The sequence below is a fragment of the Providencia sp. PROV109 genome (assembly GCF_033681625.1).
GTDB classification, from domain to species: domain Bacteria; phylum Pseudomonadota; class Gammaproteobacteria; order Enterobacterales; family Enterobacteriaceae; genus Providencia; species Providencia hangzhouensis.
In genome coordinates this window covers 1915719-1933236 of sequence record NZ_CP096320.1, presented here as the reverse complement: position 1 = coordinate 1933236, position 17518 = coordinate 1915719, and the positions used below count along the sequence as shown (strand labels likewise).

Here is a 17518-nt window from a genome sequence, read left to right as displayed (position 1 = left end):
GGCAGGTGATTAATTTTATTTTTCTGCAAATAACGGTTCAAAATTGCCATCAATATAATAGGAAACTTGATGTGCCTCATCTGGCGTTGGCAACTCCAACTTCCCTGCCATTTTTTCCATAACTTGCTCCGGCACTGCATACTTACGTTGTTGATTTTGTTGCCGCCACTGTTTAAATGGCACTTCCAAGTAAACTAAATGGATTTTGGCTTGATAACGTTCAAATAAGCTGATCATGGTTCCCCGTAAAGAGGCACTTAATGATGTTGCATTCCAAATAAAATGTGTTTTAGTGCGTAACAATCGTTTTGCTTGCTCTTTAGCTTGCTGAGCTACCCACCCTTGTGCATTTTTATCTGCTGGGTTGATTTTATGTTCTCGGCGAATATCATCTAAACACACGACTGCCGTTTGTGGGTAAAACTGTTTGCTAAAATGGTCTTTTCCCATCCCCGGCAAACCACATAGCATAATCACTTCGCTCCCTATCTCTTCAAAAGGTTGGTAATCCGTAGTGCCTTTTTGATGATGAAAATAATGGAAGCGCCCAGCTGGTGAAGCGAATGATTTAGGTTTGTCCCAACAGCCCTGCTCACGACAAAATAATTCAAATAGCTCGATTCTAACTAATAATTCCGCTTTATCTTCACATGTACGCCCTATCGCATCAGCTTTCGCTAACATGCACAATAAAGGCATTTCAACGCGCAATGATGCCGCAAATAATGTACGTTCAGGATCTGGCTTTTCCATTAACCAAAGCGGTAGACCATGAAATCGAACTAAAGCCGCAATCTGTTCACGAATAGCAAAAGGTGTTTCTATTTGTCGAAATAATATATTTCGTACAGATAATTCACCTTTTTTAGCATGTCCAGGCGAATGAATCCGCCCCTCTTCATCTTCTTTTGTCGTACTGCGTTTTTCAACATCATGTAGCAACGCTGCCGCCCAAACGATTTGTTGTTTAAGTTCTGGAAGCTGTTGATATTCAGGTAAATCTTCCAAAGCCGCTAACACCATTTGAGTGTGAATGGCCACATTACCTTCCGCATGGTGCAAACGGTCTTGCGGCACATATTGCATATCACGCACAAAATCGAACTGTTTTTCAAGCTGCGCCCAATCACGACATTGGGTTAATTGCCAACTCATGGTTGTTCTCCTTGTAATTCAAAGGCCAACTTGGCTCTCTGCCAATGCCGTTTCCAGTGGATATCTGTTTTGACATGGTTTTTACGCACATATTTAAAAACATGCGCCATAAAATCATCCACATGAAACCCTTGGCTATCACGGCTCACAATCCCTTCCATGCTGCAGGCTTTCCCTGTATGTGTATCACGCGCAATAAATTGACTATCTAATGATGCCGCAGTAATTAATGAACTTGCATACTCTTGCTTATCCATCTGTTTACTGAGTGATAAATCTAATTGTGGGACAGTTGGAAAATCAAATAAAGCCGCATAAAATTGCACCTCTTCCCAACTAAGCCAATACTCCCCTTGCCTAACAGCAAACACATAGAAATAATCTTCAATATGTTGATATTCAATGGAATGTATTGCATAAAGGTTTTCGCCGAAGAGTTCGATATCCCCTAAATCATCTTTAATCAGCTGCCAACGTTGGCGAATTTGCTGGCTCCATGCCGATTGGGTTGGGGCACCATGAGAGCGTGCAAAAACTCCATGGCGGTTTAAGCAATTATTTTCACCATCCAGTTTTTCTGTGTGAATCAGTTTGTTTATATTTTGGATATGCGACCACCAATCGCTATTGATGCGATCATCACTAGTCGTACCAGGGGAGAACGGATAGTGATACGTTCTACCATACTTTCTTGATTGCATATTCATCATGCTTTCTCTAAAGAAATAGAAATAACCACAAATCTTTTGTTAGATTTGCGTCTTTAATTGTTGAGAAATCAAGAGTAGGTATTACATATCTATTCCGAGTAACGGCCTCATTTTTGCTTGGCTAATAGTTAAAATTAGCGAAATTGAAGGAAAACAGTTGAATTTTAGTCTAATTGTCAAGAAAAAGGCTATCAATTTATTCCTAATCTCATTACTAACGCAACTATTCAACTGTTATACAATTTTCATCTAGGGAATATTTCACTACCACTTTATTACGATACAAACAATTATCCTGCAGAGTGATAGGTTCTTGTCCTTTGGTTGTTACTTTTTGCCAAATTTCATTATGACGGTATATAACTTCATTCTCTCGGGTAAATTTATGGTTTTTCTCATAAATATGGTATTTGTGTTCACGAGGAGTGCAGCTCAATAACTCCCCTTCGAGTTGATGTTCTGCAATATTAAATACCAACTGAAAAGCACTTTGTGTCGGATTATAAAAAACCAAATCGATATAATTATAAAAAATTGCCGCCCCAGAACCAAAAGGCAATACCCGCCCTTCATCTGGAAATGGGTCAAAACTATGATTAGCACGCTCAACCACTTGTAATGGAGAATGCAATACCATCCAATGAATTAAATTACTCAGTTGACAAATTCCCCCGCCAATCCCTGAACGAGCCTCACCAAACGAAAGTTCCATACCTTCAAGAAAACCTCTGCGCGCAGTTGGTTTTCCAACGAGCCGACAAAATGAGAAGTATTCCCCTGGGTAGATGATGACTCCATTCATCGCTTCTGCAGCAATACGTAAGTTTGTCACTTTGTTGTATTGTAAACGTAGGTCTGACTCACCTAATTTACGGATCAGCTTAGATGTGTGCTTGTTGTAGCGATACTCAAGACGTTCATTGGATTTTAATTTCGCATAATATTTGGCGGAAAATGCCCAATGCAATCGTCGAGCTAAACGTTTTTGGGTGACACGCAGCCAATAGAGAATAGGATGATAAGAAGAAAGCGGCCTACGCATAACAAACCTTATTGATATCATTAACCAATAAATCATGTCATAGCCCTTTGCTTTACGACATAGTAACTATCTGATAAACCCAATAATTGATAAAAGAAAATAATCCAGCACGCAAAATAAAAACCATTTGTTCTAAATATTTCATGTCACAGCTAGGCGGCAAAAAAGTAAATCCCTAGGCGCATACACAAGTATGTGACTAGGGTTTACTTTTGAAGCCAACAACGCTGTGGCATTAAAGCCAACGAGCAAATTAATACAAGCCGATTAGCGCCCCAGTCGCTAATAAAAAGAAACTAAACAACCAAATCCAACCAAACGAATAACGTAGGTGGCGGCCCATATCAATTCCAGCCAACCCCATAGCTAGCCATGCCGCTGGAGAAAAAGGACTCACGAAGGTCCCTGCGTTGTTACCTATCGCCATGGCGTAAACAACAGAAGATGGGTCAACACCAACTGTAGCGGCAATTTGTTGAATTATTGGTAGTAAGGCAAAATAGTAAGCATCGGTACTGGTAAAAATATCCATCGGCACACCTAGAATACCAACAAAAATATGGACTTTAGAAACCCATTCGGTTGGTAAGATAGCCGTTAAGTCTGTTGCGATTGACTCAAGCATGCCACCTTCCGATAAAATACCCAAAAATGCTCCCGCCGCTAATATAATAGCAACCATTCCCAACGCTTGTGGTGCATGGGCGGCCAAAATTTTCATTTGGTCTCTAGGATTAGGGAAATTCACCATCAAGGCAATGGAAAGTGCAATCATAAAAACATAAGGTGCAGATAATAAACCAAATGCTAAACACACAACGGAGGCAACAATTAACCCACCATTGATGAGTGGTTTCTTAGGTTTTTGAACCGTTTCTGTTATATCTGCAGTGTCGTCACTGACAGGTAACAAAGAATCCATTTCATATGGCGTAGTTCCTTTCAAACTTGCCGCTGCAATACGTCGTTTCTCACGTAACCCCATCAGAATAGCAAATACCACTGCGCCACCCATACCAATTAGTTGTACTGGGATCAAATGTTGCCAAAGGGTCGAAGCATCAATTCCGGTTACAGCTGAAGCTCGGCCTAATGGCCCGCCCCAAGGTACCATATTCATGACACCCATACTGGCGCACATCAGTAGCAACATTAAATAGGGGCTCATACCAAGTTGACGGTATAAAGGTAACAATGCAGGAATAATAATTAAGAATGTCGCAGCGCCTGACCCATCGAGATGGACAATACCCGCAATTAACGTTGTCATAATACAAACAACAATAATATTTCCACGAGTCATTTTAACCATTAAACGGATCAACGGGTCAAAAATATGCAGGTCTTTCATTAAGCTAAAGAATAAAATCGCAAATAAAAACATAGCTGCGACTTTTGAGACTTTATTAATGCCGCTTTCAAAGAATACTGAAATTTCAGCAACAGAATAACCGGCAAATAAAGCACCAATAAAGGGGATACAAGACATTGCGATAATTGGGCTAACTTTTCCCATCATCAATAATGTTACTATCGATATAATGATTAAAATACCAATAATTGTCAGCACATCAATTTCCTTCTTAGAATTATATTTTTCAGGTGAACACAAAGCTTAGGATTAGCTAGTATCAGCTTAATAAGCTTGTTTCTTATATAAACCATTTAATATAACCGCAAGGAATATTTTATATTTTTGCCTCACAAACAATGCATTAACGCTTATTTAAATTATCATTTAAAATAAAAAAATAGTTTTATTCACTATTAGAACCATTAAAACCATAAGCAGGCATTAACGCCATTTTATATTGGTGATTATTAATTTTATTTATAAGTTACAGAATTATAACAATCAAAAAATAATAGTTATTATTATATTTTATTTTTTATCTCATTTTTTTATATTTTTTCCCTCTTTTTGCATCATATTGCTAGGGAAATATACTTTTTATGGTATTGATCAAATCTGTAAAAATTTACTTGATTTTCCTTCAATAATTCGCTGTAAAACAAATTTTCCCCCTTAATACCACACCATCTCACAAAAAAATTTTGGCTAACTGGGTATAATATTAAAATAATTTAAGTTTGCTAATAAGGAAAGTTCCAATGAGCCACCTTTTTTCACCCGCATCAATAGGCCAAGTTTCGCTGAAAAATCGTATTATTGTTCCCCCAATGTGCCAATATTCTGCAGAAAATGGTATGCCAACAGCATGGCATAAAGCCCACTACATGAACCTTGCTTTATCAGGTGCCTCTTTAGTTATTGTAGAAGCCAGTGCTGTTGTTCCTGAAGGTCGTATTACCTACAAAGACCTAGGCTTATGGAATGAAGAGCAAATGGCAGCAATGCAACAAATGCTCAGCGATATCCGGCAATATTCAGATGCACGCTTAGGAGTACAAATCGCTCACGCTGGTAGGAAAGCATCAACAGATTTACCTTGGTTAGGAGGTAATAGTATTCAGTCCACACAACCTAATGGCTGGCAGACTGTAGCACCATCAGCACTGGCTTTTGGTAATAATGCAATTCCACATGCATTAACTATTGAAGAAATTTCGCAGCTCAAACAGCAATTTATTGAGGCAGCAATTCGGGCAGAAAAAGCAGGTTTTGACGTTATTGAGATCCATGCTGCTCATGGATATATACTGCATGAATTCCTATCGCCAGTTTCAAACTTACGACAAGATGAATATGGTGGATGCTTTAAGAATCGTACTCGCTTACTGATTAATATTTTCCATGAGATGAGAGAAGCCATTAGCCCTAATGTTGCAATTGGTGTACGGATCTCCGCAACAGATTGGCTTGAATCGGGTTGGAGCGTACCTGAATCAATTGAGCTAACAGAATTATTAGAAGATTTAGGTTGTGACTATATCCACGTCTCATCTGGCGGGTTATCAACTGAACAACAGATACCATTGAGCCCAAATTACCAAGTCCCTTTAGCACAAGCTATTCATGAGAATACTATGATGCCTGTCATTGCTGTCGGTCTTATCACTGAACCTTTGCAAGCAGAAGCCATTGTGGCAACTCACCAAGCAGATTTTGTGGCAATCGGTAGAGGTATATTATTTGAACCACGCTGGCCTTGGCGAGCAGCAAGTGAATTGAATGAACAAATAGACGTTGCACCGCAATATCTACGCAGCGCCCCACACCAATTCAAACACTTATTTAAGTAAAAATAATAAATTCGCAGCTATTGTTGCTTGATAATCAATAGCTGCGAGTAATAAATAATTAACGTGCGTTAGTCGAGCACTGTTGAACGAATTCAATCATGGTTTTTTGGAATTCAGGCTCTGCGGTACCTGATTTTTCTAATTCCGCATCCATACGTTTAAACTCAGCTAAACCATATTTTTCAATTGTTTTATCGTAGGCACAACCACAAATTGCGGTAACTGCTTTTGCTGTTTCACCTTGAGGATTACCAGATGCAACGACACAAGTATTAACAAAGTTGTCTTTGTATTCAGCAATTTCTGATTTTTCATCAGAACATGCAGACAACACAACCATTGCTCCTGCCATACCTAATATTAATGCTAATTTTTTCATTTTATGCCCGTTTCCTATTCAGCTTTAACTAAGGTGATAATATTAAACCGCTATTATTCCTAGTTCACGCTATTTTGGATATATCGTTTATGTTTTCAATACCATTAATCTTAATATGCTAAATAAGAGGTTCTTATTAAGATTAACATCCCTATCACTGACTATGCATATTAATCATAGCTGTTTTCTTATAAAAAATCTGTATTGACCCATTGTTTATTATGTGTATTTTACCTTGGTAATGAATTAGAACAACGCCATCGGTAATAGAATAATGCCGATAAAATTAGCACACAACCAACAATTTGGACAAAAGGCATTCTTTCATTGTACCAAATAGCCGCTACAAATACGGTCATAACAGGTTCAAGGATCATAATAATTGCAGCATTGCCGGCAGTGGTATTTTTTTGACCAATAAGTTGCAATACAAAGCGTAAACTCGTTGCTATTACAACACTAGCAATAAACCACATCATGGTAGGTACGGTGATGCTACTTGGCCACTCTTCTAAAAAAAATGACAAAACTAACCCAGTCATTCCTGTACAAGCAAGCTGAATGGTCGTTAATGGCAAAAGAGGGATTGTTCGAGTATATAAACTGGTATAACAAAAATAGATAGCTTGAACAATTGCCGCACCAAGAAACCACAGTTGGCTTGCTTTAAACTCAAGCTGTGCCTTAAATAGTGTTAAACATGCCAACCCTAATACAGCGACCGGAAGTGCCTCCCAGAAATAACGAACTGGTTTATTTTTTAAAATAACCCATGCGACTAGCGGGACAAACAACATAGCAAGGCTCATGATAAAAGCCCCTTCACCAATTGAATCTGTTATCGCAACTGCGTGGATCCAGAGCACCATATTTAATGACATCCAACCGCCTGTCATTAATATTTTTGGTAATTGCTTCGCCGTTATTCTATTTTTTTTCCCTCGACAAAAAGGGGCTAAAATGATGGCTGCAAATAAAAAACGGCTACCAAGAAAGGCAAAAATAGGCATTCCCTGCACTGATTCTCGGGAAAATACCCACCCCCAAGCCGCGATTATCGTGGTAAGCACCAAGAAAAATTCTGCCTTTCTTTGTGAATACATGTGTTCCTCTGGATAAATTAACTGACTCGCAGATACATCATACTGGCTTTTGTATGTAAACCAATCACATTTATGGCCTTTCTCTCCGACTTCCCTAAATAAAAAATATCTCGCCAAAGAACGATAAATATGACCTTAAATTAAGAGCCATTTCCTCTTAATAAAGATAATTTTACTTCTTGGCTGCTTTTTTCTTATTAACTAGACTAAGTCTGATTTTAAACGCGATAAATGGGGAAGTTTGCATAGAATCTCATCAATTTATCTTCTTACATAGCCTGAGATAATCAAGGGTAGACAAACAATGCACAACTTGATGAAAGGTTATATCATGGTTATTCAAAAAACATTACTGATAGATAATGATAAAATCAAAAAAATTAAGACTGCGATCAATAAGAGAAAATATGCACATGCCGATGAAATAAGTTTGTTATGGCAGCACGCTTTAAAATCATCGTCAGTCTTCAGTTGGGGAAAAGTGATGCTAATTTCTATCATTAGTGGTCTTGTTATCACAATAGCCACTTATTTGTAGGATGAGCTTTTAAAAAAAAGAAGAAATCGAGCCTATCGCCCGATTTCTATTAACTTTCTTTGATATAGCTAAAATAGCTAATTCAACTAATTACCAGTAACCTAAGAATTTCCACCAAACGCTACCAATAAAGAACCAAATGGCTAAGTTAACTACGCTCATCACGAAACCTGTTTTCCACCATTCCGCAAGGGTTGCATAACCCGAACCAAAAATAATAGGTGCAGTACCCGTACCATAGTGTGTCAATGACATCATTAGTGATGATGAGAATGCTAATGTTAAAGCTAATAACATTGGTGGAGCGCCAAGGGCTAAACCTGCCGAGAAAAATGCTGCATACATCGCCGTAATATGCGCGGTTGTACTCGCAAAGAAATAGTGAGAATACACATAAATTAAAACAAGAATTAGCATTCCCCATACCCAGCTAATGCCTAATCCATCAATAGTTGCACCGACGGTTAATGACATCCACTTTATGAGACCGAGCTTACCTAAAAAACTCGCCATCATGACTAAGGCAGAGAACCAAACGACAGTATCCCATGCCCCTTTGTTTTTCAGAACATCATCCCAATTAATAACCCCTGTCGCTAATAGAACACTCAACCCAATAAACGCCGCGGTGGTTGCATTAACACTATATGCAGGCCCAAAAATCATGGCAGGAACACCAGCCCACAACAAAAGTAACAACCCAAAAACACCGAGAGTTATTTTTTCAGGTAATGAAACTGGGCCTAATTGTTGTAAACGTTCTTTGGCAAAATTTGGCGCATCCGGTGTTGAAGTAATTTCCGGCTTATACATCAAATAGATCACCAAAGGCATTAATATTAATGACACGATGGCAGGAACAAACGCCGCAATCGCCCACATACCCCAAGTTAATTCATTTTCTTGGCTTGTTTCACTAATAATCAAACTGACAATTAATGGGTTTGGCGCTGTCGCCGTAATAAACATTGCAGAAGTGATTGGGTTAATATTGTAGTTAACGAGCGATAAATAACGCCCTATCTTACCTGCGGTTCCATCTTCAGCCTTTGACCCAAAACTATCCGAGATCGAACGCATAATTGGGTGAATAATTCCCCCACCTCGAGCAGTGTTACTTGGTGTCACAGGTGCCAATATTGTTTCTGCTATTGCCAATGAATAAGCAATACCCAATGTTTTTTTACCGAATAAAGAAATGACATAATAACCTATCCTTGCCCCCAGGCCTGTTTTATTCAAGCTCATGGAAACCATGATAGAAATACCAATTAGCCAAATTAGATCATTAGAAAAGCCACTTAAAGCATCCGCAATTGCCCCTTTAGTTGATTCAGGGTTAGTGACCCCGGTTACTGCAACTAATGAAATAGCGACAATAGATACACCTCCTATTGGTAAAGCTTTACCAATAATAGCAGCGATAGTACCTACAAATAATGCTAAAAGATGCCACGCATTTGGATTAACACCTTCGGGAACAGGAATTAAGAACCAAATAATTAATGTTATTGCAACTGCGATTAGAGTTGGTACAGGTTTTAAAGGTGTTAGTTTATTCATAAGGTTATCCATACACGTATAAAGATGGAAATACAGAGTAATTTCAGTTATATATTCTAATTTTATCTTTAGATTAACAATATATAGCTCAAAAACCTTGATATTTATCAGTACGTGAATTCTTTTATGATAAATTTTAAGCCAGTTTGTAACGATGTGTAATATATTATTTCAGATATCAATCGTTCCATATTTCTTGCACAAAAAGATAAGCCTACACTTACATTAATAAGAGTAAGAATAAAACTGGGATTATTATTTGCTCTGTTACTAGGTTAACAGCACACAATCACATTTGTCACATAATCAAATTTGGTTAGTAATATACTAAAATTTCAATTTTTTTTATAGTTCATCCTCAATTTATGATTACTGAATCGAATTAATAAAATAAAACCAAGAAATATTCAAAATTATATTGAATATATAAAAAATTATAACAATGACAACATTGATTAAAAAACACGCATATTACTATTAAATTAATACCTCTGCTTAATTAACATTAGTTATTATCTTATCTGATAATTTAAAAAAACACTTATAGTGATTATGCTCTGTTCTCAATACCATTTTTATCTCTAATCTAAATGTGAGTAATCAAACTTATCAAAATATGACTAATAAGGAAACGAAATGCCCACTGATAACATTTACATCACAAATTCTCAACAACCATGTATTGTATTATGTACAACCAATAGCCATGAAAGTGCAATTAAAATTACCCAACACTTACTCGCTAATCGCTTAGCAGCATGTGTTTCCCTACTGCCTGAAATAACATCTGTTTATCTATGGCATGGTAATATCACGCAAGATAAGGAGGTTTTACTCTTGATCAAAACGACCCAAGGAAACCAACTTAATCTATTTAATGCAATAAAAGAAATACACCCATATGAAACCCCAGAACTCATTCGCTTAGACCCAAGCCAAGTTGAAGACAATTATCTGCAATGGCTGATTAACTCTGTCAAATAATAGATATTAATCTGAATTTAATAACTATAGCGTTATAAATTGTGAGCTAATATCATTTTTGTATAAATTAATTCAACTGGTCGGCTATGGTTTACCGTAAATTAGTGCTATATAAATAAGCTCGCTTTATATTTATTTTCCCTCCTTAATATTTGGAGGTTTTTTTTGTCTAAAATTGACTAGCGTATATTCCTTCAACCTGCTAAAAGTCCGATTTATTCGCCCCTTTGGCATTACATGGTTAGACAGCTATTATTATTATCGGCATTCTCCTTAAAGAAAAAAGCGACTGATATTAATATCAATCGCTTTGTGTATAAAAAATAGCCTGAATAAGCTAGTCTCGTAATGGCGGGTTTCTCACTTGCCTATCACCTGCTACATAATAATCTGCATTGCTTGTGGGTAACGAAGGACGGTTTCGAATTTTATCGGCAATTTTCTCTGCAATCATGATGGTCGTTGCATTTAAATTCCCTGTAATGATCAACGGCATAATCGATGCATCGATAACCCGTAGATTTTCAATACCGTGAACTCGCCCTGCACCATCCACGACTGCCATATCATCGTAACCCATTTTACAGGTTCCACACGGATGAAAAGCGGTTTCTGCTCTCTCGCGCACAAATGCATCTAGCTCTTCATCAGTGCTAATCTGTTTGCCAGGGCTTATTTCATCCCCACGATATGGGTCAAGTGCTGGCTGAGCCATAATTTCACGAGTAATACGAATGGCGGCACGAAACTCTTCCCAATCTTGCTCCGATGACATGTAATTAAACAAAATACTTGGATGTTGCTTTGGGTCTAGGGATTTCAAGCGAACACGCCCTCGACTAGGCGATCGCATTGAGCCTACATGGGCTTGAAAACCATGCTGATTGACTGCATTACTACCATTATAGTTAATCGCCACAGGCAAAAAGTGGAATTGAATATTTGGCCATGCGAATTTTTCGCTAGTGCGGATAAACCCACCTGCTTCAAATTGATTACTTGCGCCAACTCCAGTCCCTTTAAATAGCCACTCAGCGCCTATTTTAGGTTGGTTTATCCATTTTAAGGCTGGATATAATGAAACTGGTTGTTTGCATTCATATTGCAAATACATTTCAAGGTGATCTTGCAAGTTTTGCCCAACACCAGGTAAAACGTGCACAGCTGGAATATTGAACTCAGCCAAAACATCCTCAGGCCCAACTCCAGAACGCTGCAAAATTTGCGGTGAGGCGATCGCACCTGCACATAAAAGCACCTCTTTACTCGCCTTCACTACCGTAGGTGTAGTGCTATTACCTTGATAATATTTAACACCAACCGCTTTTTTCCCTTCAAACTCAATGGTATCTGTCGTGGCATGGGTAAGAATAGTCAGGTTATTACGCTTTTTCGCTTGGTCTAAATACCCTCTTGCTGTACTTGCTCGTCGCCCTTGCGGTGTAACTGTACGGTCCATTGGGCCAAAACCCTCTTGTTGAACCCCATTTAAATCATCTGTTTGCGGGTACCCTGCTTGTACGCCTGCTTCCACCATCGCATGAAATAGCACATTATTGCCATTTTTCGGTGTTGTCACACTGACGGGGCCATCTCCGCCGTGATAATCATTTGGGCCAATATCACGTGTTTCCGCTTTTCTAAAATAAGGTAAACAATCAAGGTAACGCCAGTCTTCTAACCCAGGCGCTTCCGCCCAACCATCAAAGTCTAGAGCATTCCCTCGGATGTAACACATCCCATTAATTAATGATGAGCCACCAAGCCCCTTTCCACGACCACACTCCATACGGCGGTGGTTCATATGCGGTTCAGGGTCAGTTTCATAAGCCCAATTATAACGTCGCCCTTGTAATGGGTACGCTAATGCCGCTGGCATTTGTGTGCGAAAGTCGAACCGGTAATCCGGTCCTCCTGCTTCAAGGAGCAGCACAGTAACATCAGGATCTTCTGTCAGGCGGGTAGCAAGAACGTTACCGGCTGAACCAGCACCGATAATAATATAGTCATAGACCATTGTTATCTCCTCTGTTTCAGTCAAATTAAAATGATGTGATTAAAAAACGGATGCAAATTCCCCCAGTTCCACTTGAATGGATTTCACTTGTGTATAATTTTGCAGTGTCATAACGCCATTTTCGCGGCCAACGCCGGAATGCTTATATCCGCCCACAGGCATTTGTGCTGGTGATTCACCCCATGTATTAATCCAACAAATCCCAGCCTCTAATTGATGAATAACACGGTGTGCACGTGTTAAATCTTGTGTCACCAATCCTGCTGCTAACCCGTACACACTATTGTTCGCACGAGCAATCACTTCGTCTTCCGATTGATAACTCAAAATACTCATAACAGGGCCAAAAATTTCTTCCTGTGTGATTTGCATTTCATCGTGGCAATCGGTGAATACGGTTGGTGCAACATAAGCTCCCTGTGCAAAATCGCCATCCATTAAGCGTTCACCACCGCACAATAACCTCGCGCCTTGTTGTTTGCCTAACTCAATATAACGCAACACGTTTTCCATATGAGCAAAACTGACTAATGGCCCAAAGTTGGTGTTTTCGTCAACGGGTGAACCTATTTTAATGCGAGCCACACGTTCAGTGATCTTGTCCTCAAACTGTGATTTAAGCGATTCAGGCACAAAAACCCGTGTTCCATTGGTACACACTTGGCCTGAACTATAAAAATTCGCCATCATGGCAATATCCGCGGCTTTATCTAAGTCTGCATCATCAAAAATAATTAGAGGCGATTTACCGCCTAGTTCCATCGTCACCTCTTTTAAAGAAGAAGCTGATGCATTCGCCATCACTTTTTTACCGGTTGCGATCCCCCCTGTGAATGAAACTTTGGCAATATCAGGGTGCTCTGTTAACCATTGCCCCACTTCACCGCCTTGGCCTGTCACTACGTTAAATACCCCTGCTGGCACGCCCGCTTCAGTGTATATTTCAGCCAACTTTAACGCTGTTAACGAAGTAACTTCACTGGGTTTGAACACCATAGCATTACCTGCTGCTAGTGCAGGAGCTGATTTCCATAACGCAATTTGGATAGGATAATTCCATGCACCAATACCTGCCACAACCCCAAGAGGTTCACGACGAGTATAAGCAAACGAGCTATCACGCAAAGGGATTTGCTGCCCCTCCAGCATCGGAATTAAACCTGCATAGTATTCAAGAACATCCGCTCCTGTAACGATATCCACATAACGAGTTTCAGAAAGCGGTTTGCCCGTATCAAGGGTTTCGAGGTAAGCCAATTCGTCGTTACGTTCTCGTAAAATATCCACCGCACGGCGTAAAATACGTGAGCGTTCCATCGCAGTCATTGCCGCCCAGACTTTCTGGCCTTGTTTAGCGCTTTCTACCGCCCATTGGATATCTTCAAGGGTCGCAGATTGCAGATCCGCGATAGTTTCCCCATTGGCAGGGTTGATTGCAGGAAATCGCCCGCATTCAGGTTGTGAACTGTCGACATAACCACCATGAATATAAAGCTTATGTATCGGTGGATGTTGCATATTATCTCCTCTGAATTGGTTATTAGGTTCCTAAAACCTCAGCACGTTGTAGTTGCATATCGATGTATTCGTTAGTGATTTTGAGTGCATCCTTAACAGGAAATTGTTCATTACTCAAAGCACTACGTAGCCATAGGCCATCAATTAAAGCAGCCAGCCCCTTTGCTGCCATCCGCGCATCTGCCTTGTTTAATACCCGCCCAAACTCATAGCTTAAGTTTGAATACAAACGCCGGTCATTAACCTGTTGTAAGCGGTTTAAATTCGGTTGATGCATACTGCTAGCCCAAAAGGCTAGCCACGTTTTCATCGCGGCCTCACTGGTTTGCGTTGGATCGAAGTTGCCTTCAACAATCGCCTGAATTCGTAGTTTTGCCTCCGCCCCTGTTAACATGCGTAAACGTATTGCCACCGCAAAACCCAACTGGTATTGAATATGGCGCATAGTGGCTTCAAGCAAGCCATTTTTATCACGAAAATAATGGCTGATGATCCCTGTAGAAACCCCGGCTTTACGGGCAATTAACACAAAACTGGCTTCCTGCATTCCAACTTCATTAATCACAGCCAATGTGGCTTGAATTAACTGTTGTTTACGTATCGACTGCATTCCTATCTTCGGCATGGTATTTGAACCTAAAAAATACATTGATCCCTTTTATTAAACGTTTTTTTGATTGAATGTTCAATCAATATTAACTATTGTTTACAACAATTCATTCACAATTAACATAAGAGAGAAGATAACAAAAACCAAATCTTGGCTGATAAATCAATATATTAGCTTAGAAAGTAATTTTAACCTGTTAAATAAATAAAAATGTGGAATGTCCAATGACAACTCAAAATAGCCCAAAAAATAAGCAGAAGGATAAATTGAATTCTGTGGTTTTTTTTACTTCCGCCGGTCTTATTCTGGCGTTTTCTTTTTTCACCATCTTGATGACTGAAACAGCAAATCAGTGGATCGTTGCCGCGCTTGGGTGGGTATCTAAAACCTTTGGTTGGTATTACCTGCTAGCAGCAACGCTTTATATTGTTTTTGTCATTTTCGTTGCTACCTCACGCTTTGGTAATATCAAACTCGGCCCTGAACAATCTAAACCTGAATTTAGCGTGCTCAGCTGGTCTGCGATGCTATTCGCGGCAGGAATTGGTATCGATTTAATGTTTTTCTCCGTCGCTGAGCCGGTCACCCAATATATGCTGCCGCCAACGGGCGAAGGCGAAACCTTAGAAGCAGCTCGTCAGGCGATGGTGTGGACACTGTTCCACTATGGCCTAACGGGCTGGTCTATGTATGCCTTAATGGGGATTGCACTGGGTTACTTCAGTTATCGTTATAACTTACCGCTAACCATTCGCTCCGCACTCTATCCTATTTTTGGTAAACGGATTGACGGCCCAATTGGCCATACAGTAGATATTGCGGCAGTACTAGGGACGATTTTCGGTATTGCAACAACTCTTGGGATCGGGGTTGTCCAGCTGAATTATGGCCTCAAAGTATTATTCGACTTACCTCAAGGGCTCCCCGTGCAAAGTGGGTTAATTCTACTATCAGTGATTATGGCCGTGATTTCTGCCACATCTGGGGTAAATAAAGGTATTCGGGTGTTATCCGAGCTCAATGTGCTTTTGGCATTTGGCTTGATTTTATTTATCTTATTTGTCGGCGATACCGAGTTCTTACTCAATGCCTTAGTACTGAATGTGGGGGATTATATCAACCGCTTTATGGGTATGACCCTCAATAGCTTTGCCTTTGACCGCCCAACGGATTGGATGAATAGCTGGACGCTGTTTTTCTGGGCGTGGTGGGTAGCATGGTCGCCATTTGTTGGGTTATTCCTCGCTCGTATTTCTCGTGGTCGGACCATTAGACAGTTTGTGATCGGTACTTTAATTATTCCGTTTGTTTTCACACTATTGTGGTTATCTATTTTTGGTAATAGTGCATTGTATGAAATCATTCACGGCAATAGCGAACTTGCCAAAACCGTCCTCGACGCCCCCGAAAAAGGCTTCTATTCACTACTTGAGCTTTACCCCGGCTTTGGCCTAACCGCTTCTGTTGCAACCATTACTGGGCTGTTGTTCTATGTCACCTCTGCTGACTCCGGCTCATTAGTATTAGGTAATTTCACCTCAAAACTCAGTGATATTAACAATGATGCTCCTAATTGGTTGCGAATTTTTTGGTCTGTCGCAATTGGTTTACTCACCTTAGGGATGTTAATGACAGATGGCGTCGCTGCTTTACAAAATACAACGGTGATCATGGGCTTACCATTTAGTTTTGTGATCTTCTTTATTATGGCTGGGCTATATAAATCATTAAAAGTTGAGGACTTTAGACGCGTTAGTTCGCTAAATACCAATGCGCCAGCACCGCTGTATGGCAATGGAACACTCAATTGGAAACAGCGTTTGGGACGAGTGATGAATTTCCCGGGAACGACTTATACCCAGCGGATGCTTGATTTGGTGTGCATTCCTGCTATGCAAGAAGTGGCAAAAGAGCTCAGTTTAAGGGGAGCGAAAGTGGAATTTAACACCTTGCCACCCATTGCTGATGAGCGCTTAGACCATTTAGAGCTAACTGTTGACCTTGGTGAAGAACAAAGCTTTATTTACCAAGTGTGGCCACAGCGCTATTCCGTTCCCGGTTTTACCTATCGCGCACGTTCAGGGAAATCCCATTATTACCGCTTAGAAACCTTCTTATGGGAAGGCTCACAAGGGAATGATTTAATGGATTACACCAAAGAACAAGTGATTAGCGATATTCTAGACCAATATGAAAAACATATGAATTTCATTCATTTAAGCCGTGAAGCTCCCGGTGCAACCTTAACATTCCCTGAATCTGTATAATTTGACCTCTAAGGGGGCGATGCTCCCTTAGAGTCAACAAATGAACAACTTATCAATAAGGGCGGCCCGCTTGCTCTAACATTTTTTTCATTTGCTGGCGATCATTCATCCAAGCCATTGAATTAGGGCACCCTGCTCCCGTCGGGTTAACATCACACACATTAAAATGTTTTGAAAACGCATTTTCATCTGCATTTCGCTGCTCTAACAAAGCTTGATAACTTTGTTCTTCTTGTGGAAGTTTCTTTTTGGGATCAAAGACAAACTTTTGTTGTGTCTGTAATTTTTTAATTCCTTGGTAGTCTTGATTAAACTCGCGATCAGCGGGTGACTTTTCTTTAAATGTAAAGTCGCTGGCAAAGCCATAAGAAGTAAAACAAAGAAAAATAGCAATAATAACCTTTTTAAACATATCAATTTCCTGCTGT

At 39.7% G+C, this 17518-nt stretch carries 15 protein-coding genes; 4 read left to right on the top strand and 11 right to left on the bottom strand.

Features of this window, described 5'->3' with window-relative positions; genetic code table 11:
• Positions 1-15: 15 nt before the first annotated feature.
• From M1F25_RS08810 to M1F25_RS08795, 4 genes are all read right to left on the bottom strand, one after another.
• Positions 16-1155, bottom strand: coding sequence for an AAA family ATPase (locus tag M1F25_RS08810; RefSeq protein WP_004255475.1), 1140 nt, complete (start codon positions 1153-1155; stop codon positions 16-18).
• Positions 1152-1862, bottom strand: a complete 711-nt coding sequence (locus M1F25_RS08805; RefSeq protein WP_036958146.1) for an RNA ligase family protein — start codon at positions 1860-1862, stop codon at positions 1152-1154. The genes M1F25_RS08810 and M1F25_RS08805 overlap by 4 nt, the downstream gene beginning before the upstream one ends.
• Positions 1863-2088: 226 nt before the next feature.
• The gene (locus M1F25_RS08800; RefSeq protein ID WP_004255480.1) at positions 2089-2943 is read right to left on the bottom strand and encodes a VanW family protein; all 855 of its coding nucleotides are present in this window, start codon (positions 2941-2943) and stop codon (positions 2089-2091) included.
• Positions 2944-3160: 217 nt separating this feature from the next.
• Positions 3161-4477 carry a CitMHS family transporter gene (locus M1F25_RS08795; protein WP_036957833.1) on the bottom strand — a complete coding sequence of 439 codons (1317 nt, stop codon included), beginning with the start codon at positions 4475-4477 and terminating at the stop codon, positions 3161-3163.
• 542 nt (positions 4478-5019) lie between these two features.
• Here M1F25_RS08795 and M1F25_RS08790 point away from each other — a divergent pair.
• Entirely contained in the window at positions 5020-6111 is a 1092-nt protein-coding gene (locus M1F25_RS08790) for an NADH:flavin oxidoreductase/NADH oxidase (protein WP_112308154.1), read from the top strand.
• 58 nt (positions 6112-6169) lie between these two features.
• On the opposite strand, the gene M1F25_RS08785 is transcribed toward M1F25_RS08790, so the two are convergent.
• Entirely contained in the window at positions 6170-6490 is a 321-nt protein-coding gene (locus tag M1F25_RS08785; protein WP_004255491.1) for a hypothetical protein, read from the bottom strand.
• Positions 6491-6720: 230 nt separating this feature from the next.
• Positions 6721-7593, bottom strand: a complete 873-nt coding sequence (locus M1F25_RS08780) for a DMT family transporter (protein WP_036957835.1) — start codon at positions 7591-7593, stop codon at positions 6721-6723.
• 331 nt (positions 7594-7924) lie between these two features.
• Between M1F25_RS08780 and M1F25_RS08775 the strand changes: the two genes are divergently transcribed.
• Entirely contained in the window at positions 7925-8131 is a 207-nt protein-coding gene (locus M1F25_RS08775; RefSeq protein WP_226617192.1) for a 3-oxoacyl-ACP synthase, read from the top strand.
• 90 nt (positions 8132-8221) lie between these two features.
• Here the strand turns inward: M1F25_RS08775 and M1F25_RS08770 are convergent, their stop codons facing one another.
• Complete coding sequence (locus M1F25_RS08770; protein ID WP_036957836.1) at positions 8222-9694, bottom strand: anion permease; 1473 nt, start codon at positions 9692-9694, stop codon at positions 8222-8224.
• A 636-nt stretch (positions 9695-10330) separates the two neighbouring features.
• Here M1F25_RS08770 and cutA point away from each other — a divergent pair.
• Positions 10331-10678, top strand: a complete 348-nt coding sequence (gene cutA, locus M1F25_RS08765) for a divalent-cation tolerance protein CutA (RefSeq protein ID WP_094961204.1) — start codon at positions 10331-10333, stop codon at positions 10676-10678.
• Between the two features lie 337 nt (positions 10679-11015).
• Here cutA and betA read toward each other — a convergent pair whose 3' ends face one another.
• From betA to betI, 3 genes are read right to left on the bottom strand one after another with little or no spacing between them, the layout of a single operon-like run.
• Positions 11016-12695, bottom strand: a complete 1680-nt coding sequence (betA, locus tag M1F25_RS08760) for a choline dehydrogenase (protein ID WP_096865099.1) — start codon at positions 12693-12695, stop codon at positions 11016-11018.
• A 39-nt stretch (positions 12696-12734) separates the two neighbouring features.
• The gene (gene betB / locus M1F25_RS08755) at positions 12735-14213 is read right to left on the bottom strand and encodes a betaine-aldehyde dehydrogenase (RefSeq protein ID WP_164565350.1); all 1479 of its coding nucleotides are present in this window, start codon (positions 14211-14213) and stop codon (positions 12735-12737) included.
• 22 nt (positions 14214-14235) lie between these two features.
• Positions 14236-14838 (bottom strand): transcriptional regulator BetI, encoded by a 603-nt coding sequence (gene betI / locus M1F25_RS08750; RefSeq protein ID WP_112308222.1) that lies wholly within the window; start codon positions 14836-14838, stop codon positions 14236-14238.
• A gap of 209 nt (positions 14839-15047) precedes the next feature.
• Between betI and M1F25_RS08745 the strand changes: the two genes are divergently transcribed.
• A complete protein-coding gene (locus tag M1F25_RS08745) occupies positions 15048-17090 on the top strand; it encodes a choline transporter (RefSeq protein ID WP_004255510.1) in 2043 nt (680 codons plus the stop codon).
• Positions 17091-17142: 52 nt separating this feature from the next.
• Here the strand turns inward: M1F25_RS08745 and M1F25_RS08740 are convergent, their stop codons facing one another.
• Positions 17143-17502, bottom strand: a complete 360-nt coding sequence (locus M1F25_RS08740) for a hypothetical protein (RefSeq protein ID WP_164455762.1) — start codon at positions 17500-17502, stop codon at positions 17143-17145.
• Positions 17503-17518 lie beyond the last annotated feature (16 nt).

Bases quoted from the DNA above. Each gene is read 5' to 3' on its own strand.
- M1F25_RS08810 (WP_004255475.1), bottom strand. From the start codon at position 1,155: ATGAGTTGGCAATTAACCCAATGTCGTGATTGGGCGCAGCTTGAAAAA.
- M1F25_RS08805 (WP_036958146.1), bottom strand. From the start codon at position 1,862: ATGAATATGCAATCAAGAAAGTATGGTAGAACGTATCACTATCCGTTC.
- M1F25_RS08800 (WP_004255480.1), bottom strand. From the start codon at position 2,943: ATGATTTATTGGTTAATGATATCAATAAGGTTTGTTATGCGTAGGCCG.
- M1F25_RS08790 (WP_112308154.1), top strand. From the start codon at position 5,020: ATGAGCCACCTTTTTTCACCCGCATCAATAGGCCAAGTTTCGCTGAAA.
- M1F25_RS08785 (WP_004255491.1), bottom strand. From the start codon at position 6,490: ATGAAAAAATTAGCATTAATATTAGGTATGGCAGGAGCAATGGTTGTG.
- M1F25_RS08780 (WP_036957835.1), bottom strand. From the start codon at position 7,593: ATGTATTCACAAAGAAAGGCAGAATTTTTCTTGGTGCTTACCACGATA.
- M1F25_RS08775 (WP_226617192.1), top strand. From the start codon at position 7,925: ATGGTTATTCAAAAAACATTACTGATAGATAATGATAAAATCAAAAAA.
- M1F25_RS08770 (WP_036957836.1), bottom strand. From the start codon at position 9,694: ATGAATAAACTAACACCTTTAAAACCTGTACCAACTCTAATCGCAGTT.
- cutA (WP_094961204.1), top strand. From the start codon at position 10,331: ATGCCCACTGATAACATTTACATCACAAATTCTCAACAACCATGTATT.
- betA (WP_096865099.1), bottom strand. From the start codon at position 12,695: ATGGTCTATGACTATATTATTATCGGTGCTGGTTCAGCCGGTAACGTT.
- betB (WP_164565350.1), bottom strand. From the start codon at position 14,213: ATGCAACATCCACCGATACATAAGCTTTATATTCATGGTGGTTATGTC.
- betI (WP_112308222.1), bottom strand. From the start codon at position 14,838: ATGCCGAAGATAGGAATGCAGTCGATACGTAAACAACAGTTAATTCAA.
- M1F25_RS08745 (WP_004255510.1), top strand. From the start codon at position 15,048: ATGACAACTCAAAATAGCCCAAAAAATAAGCAGAAGGATAAATTGAAT.
- M1F25_RS08740 (WP_164455762.1), bottom strand. From the start codon at position 17,502: ATGTTTAAAAAGGTTATTATTGCTATTTTTCTTTGTTTTACTTCTTAT.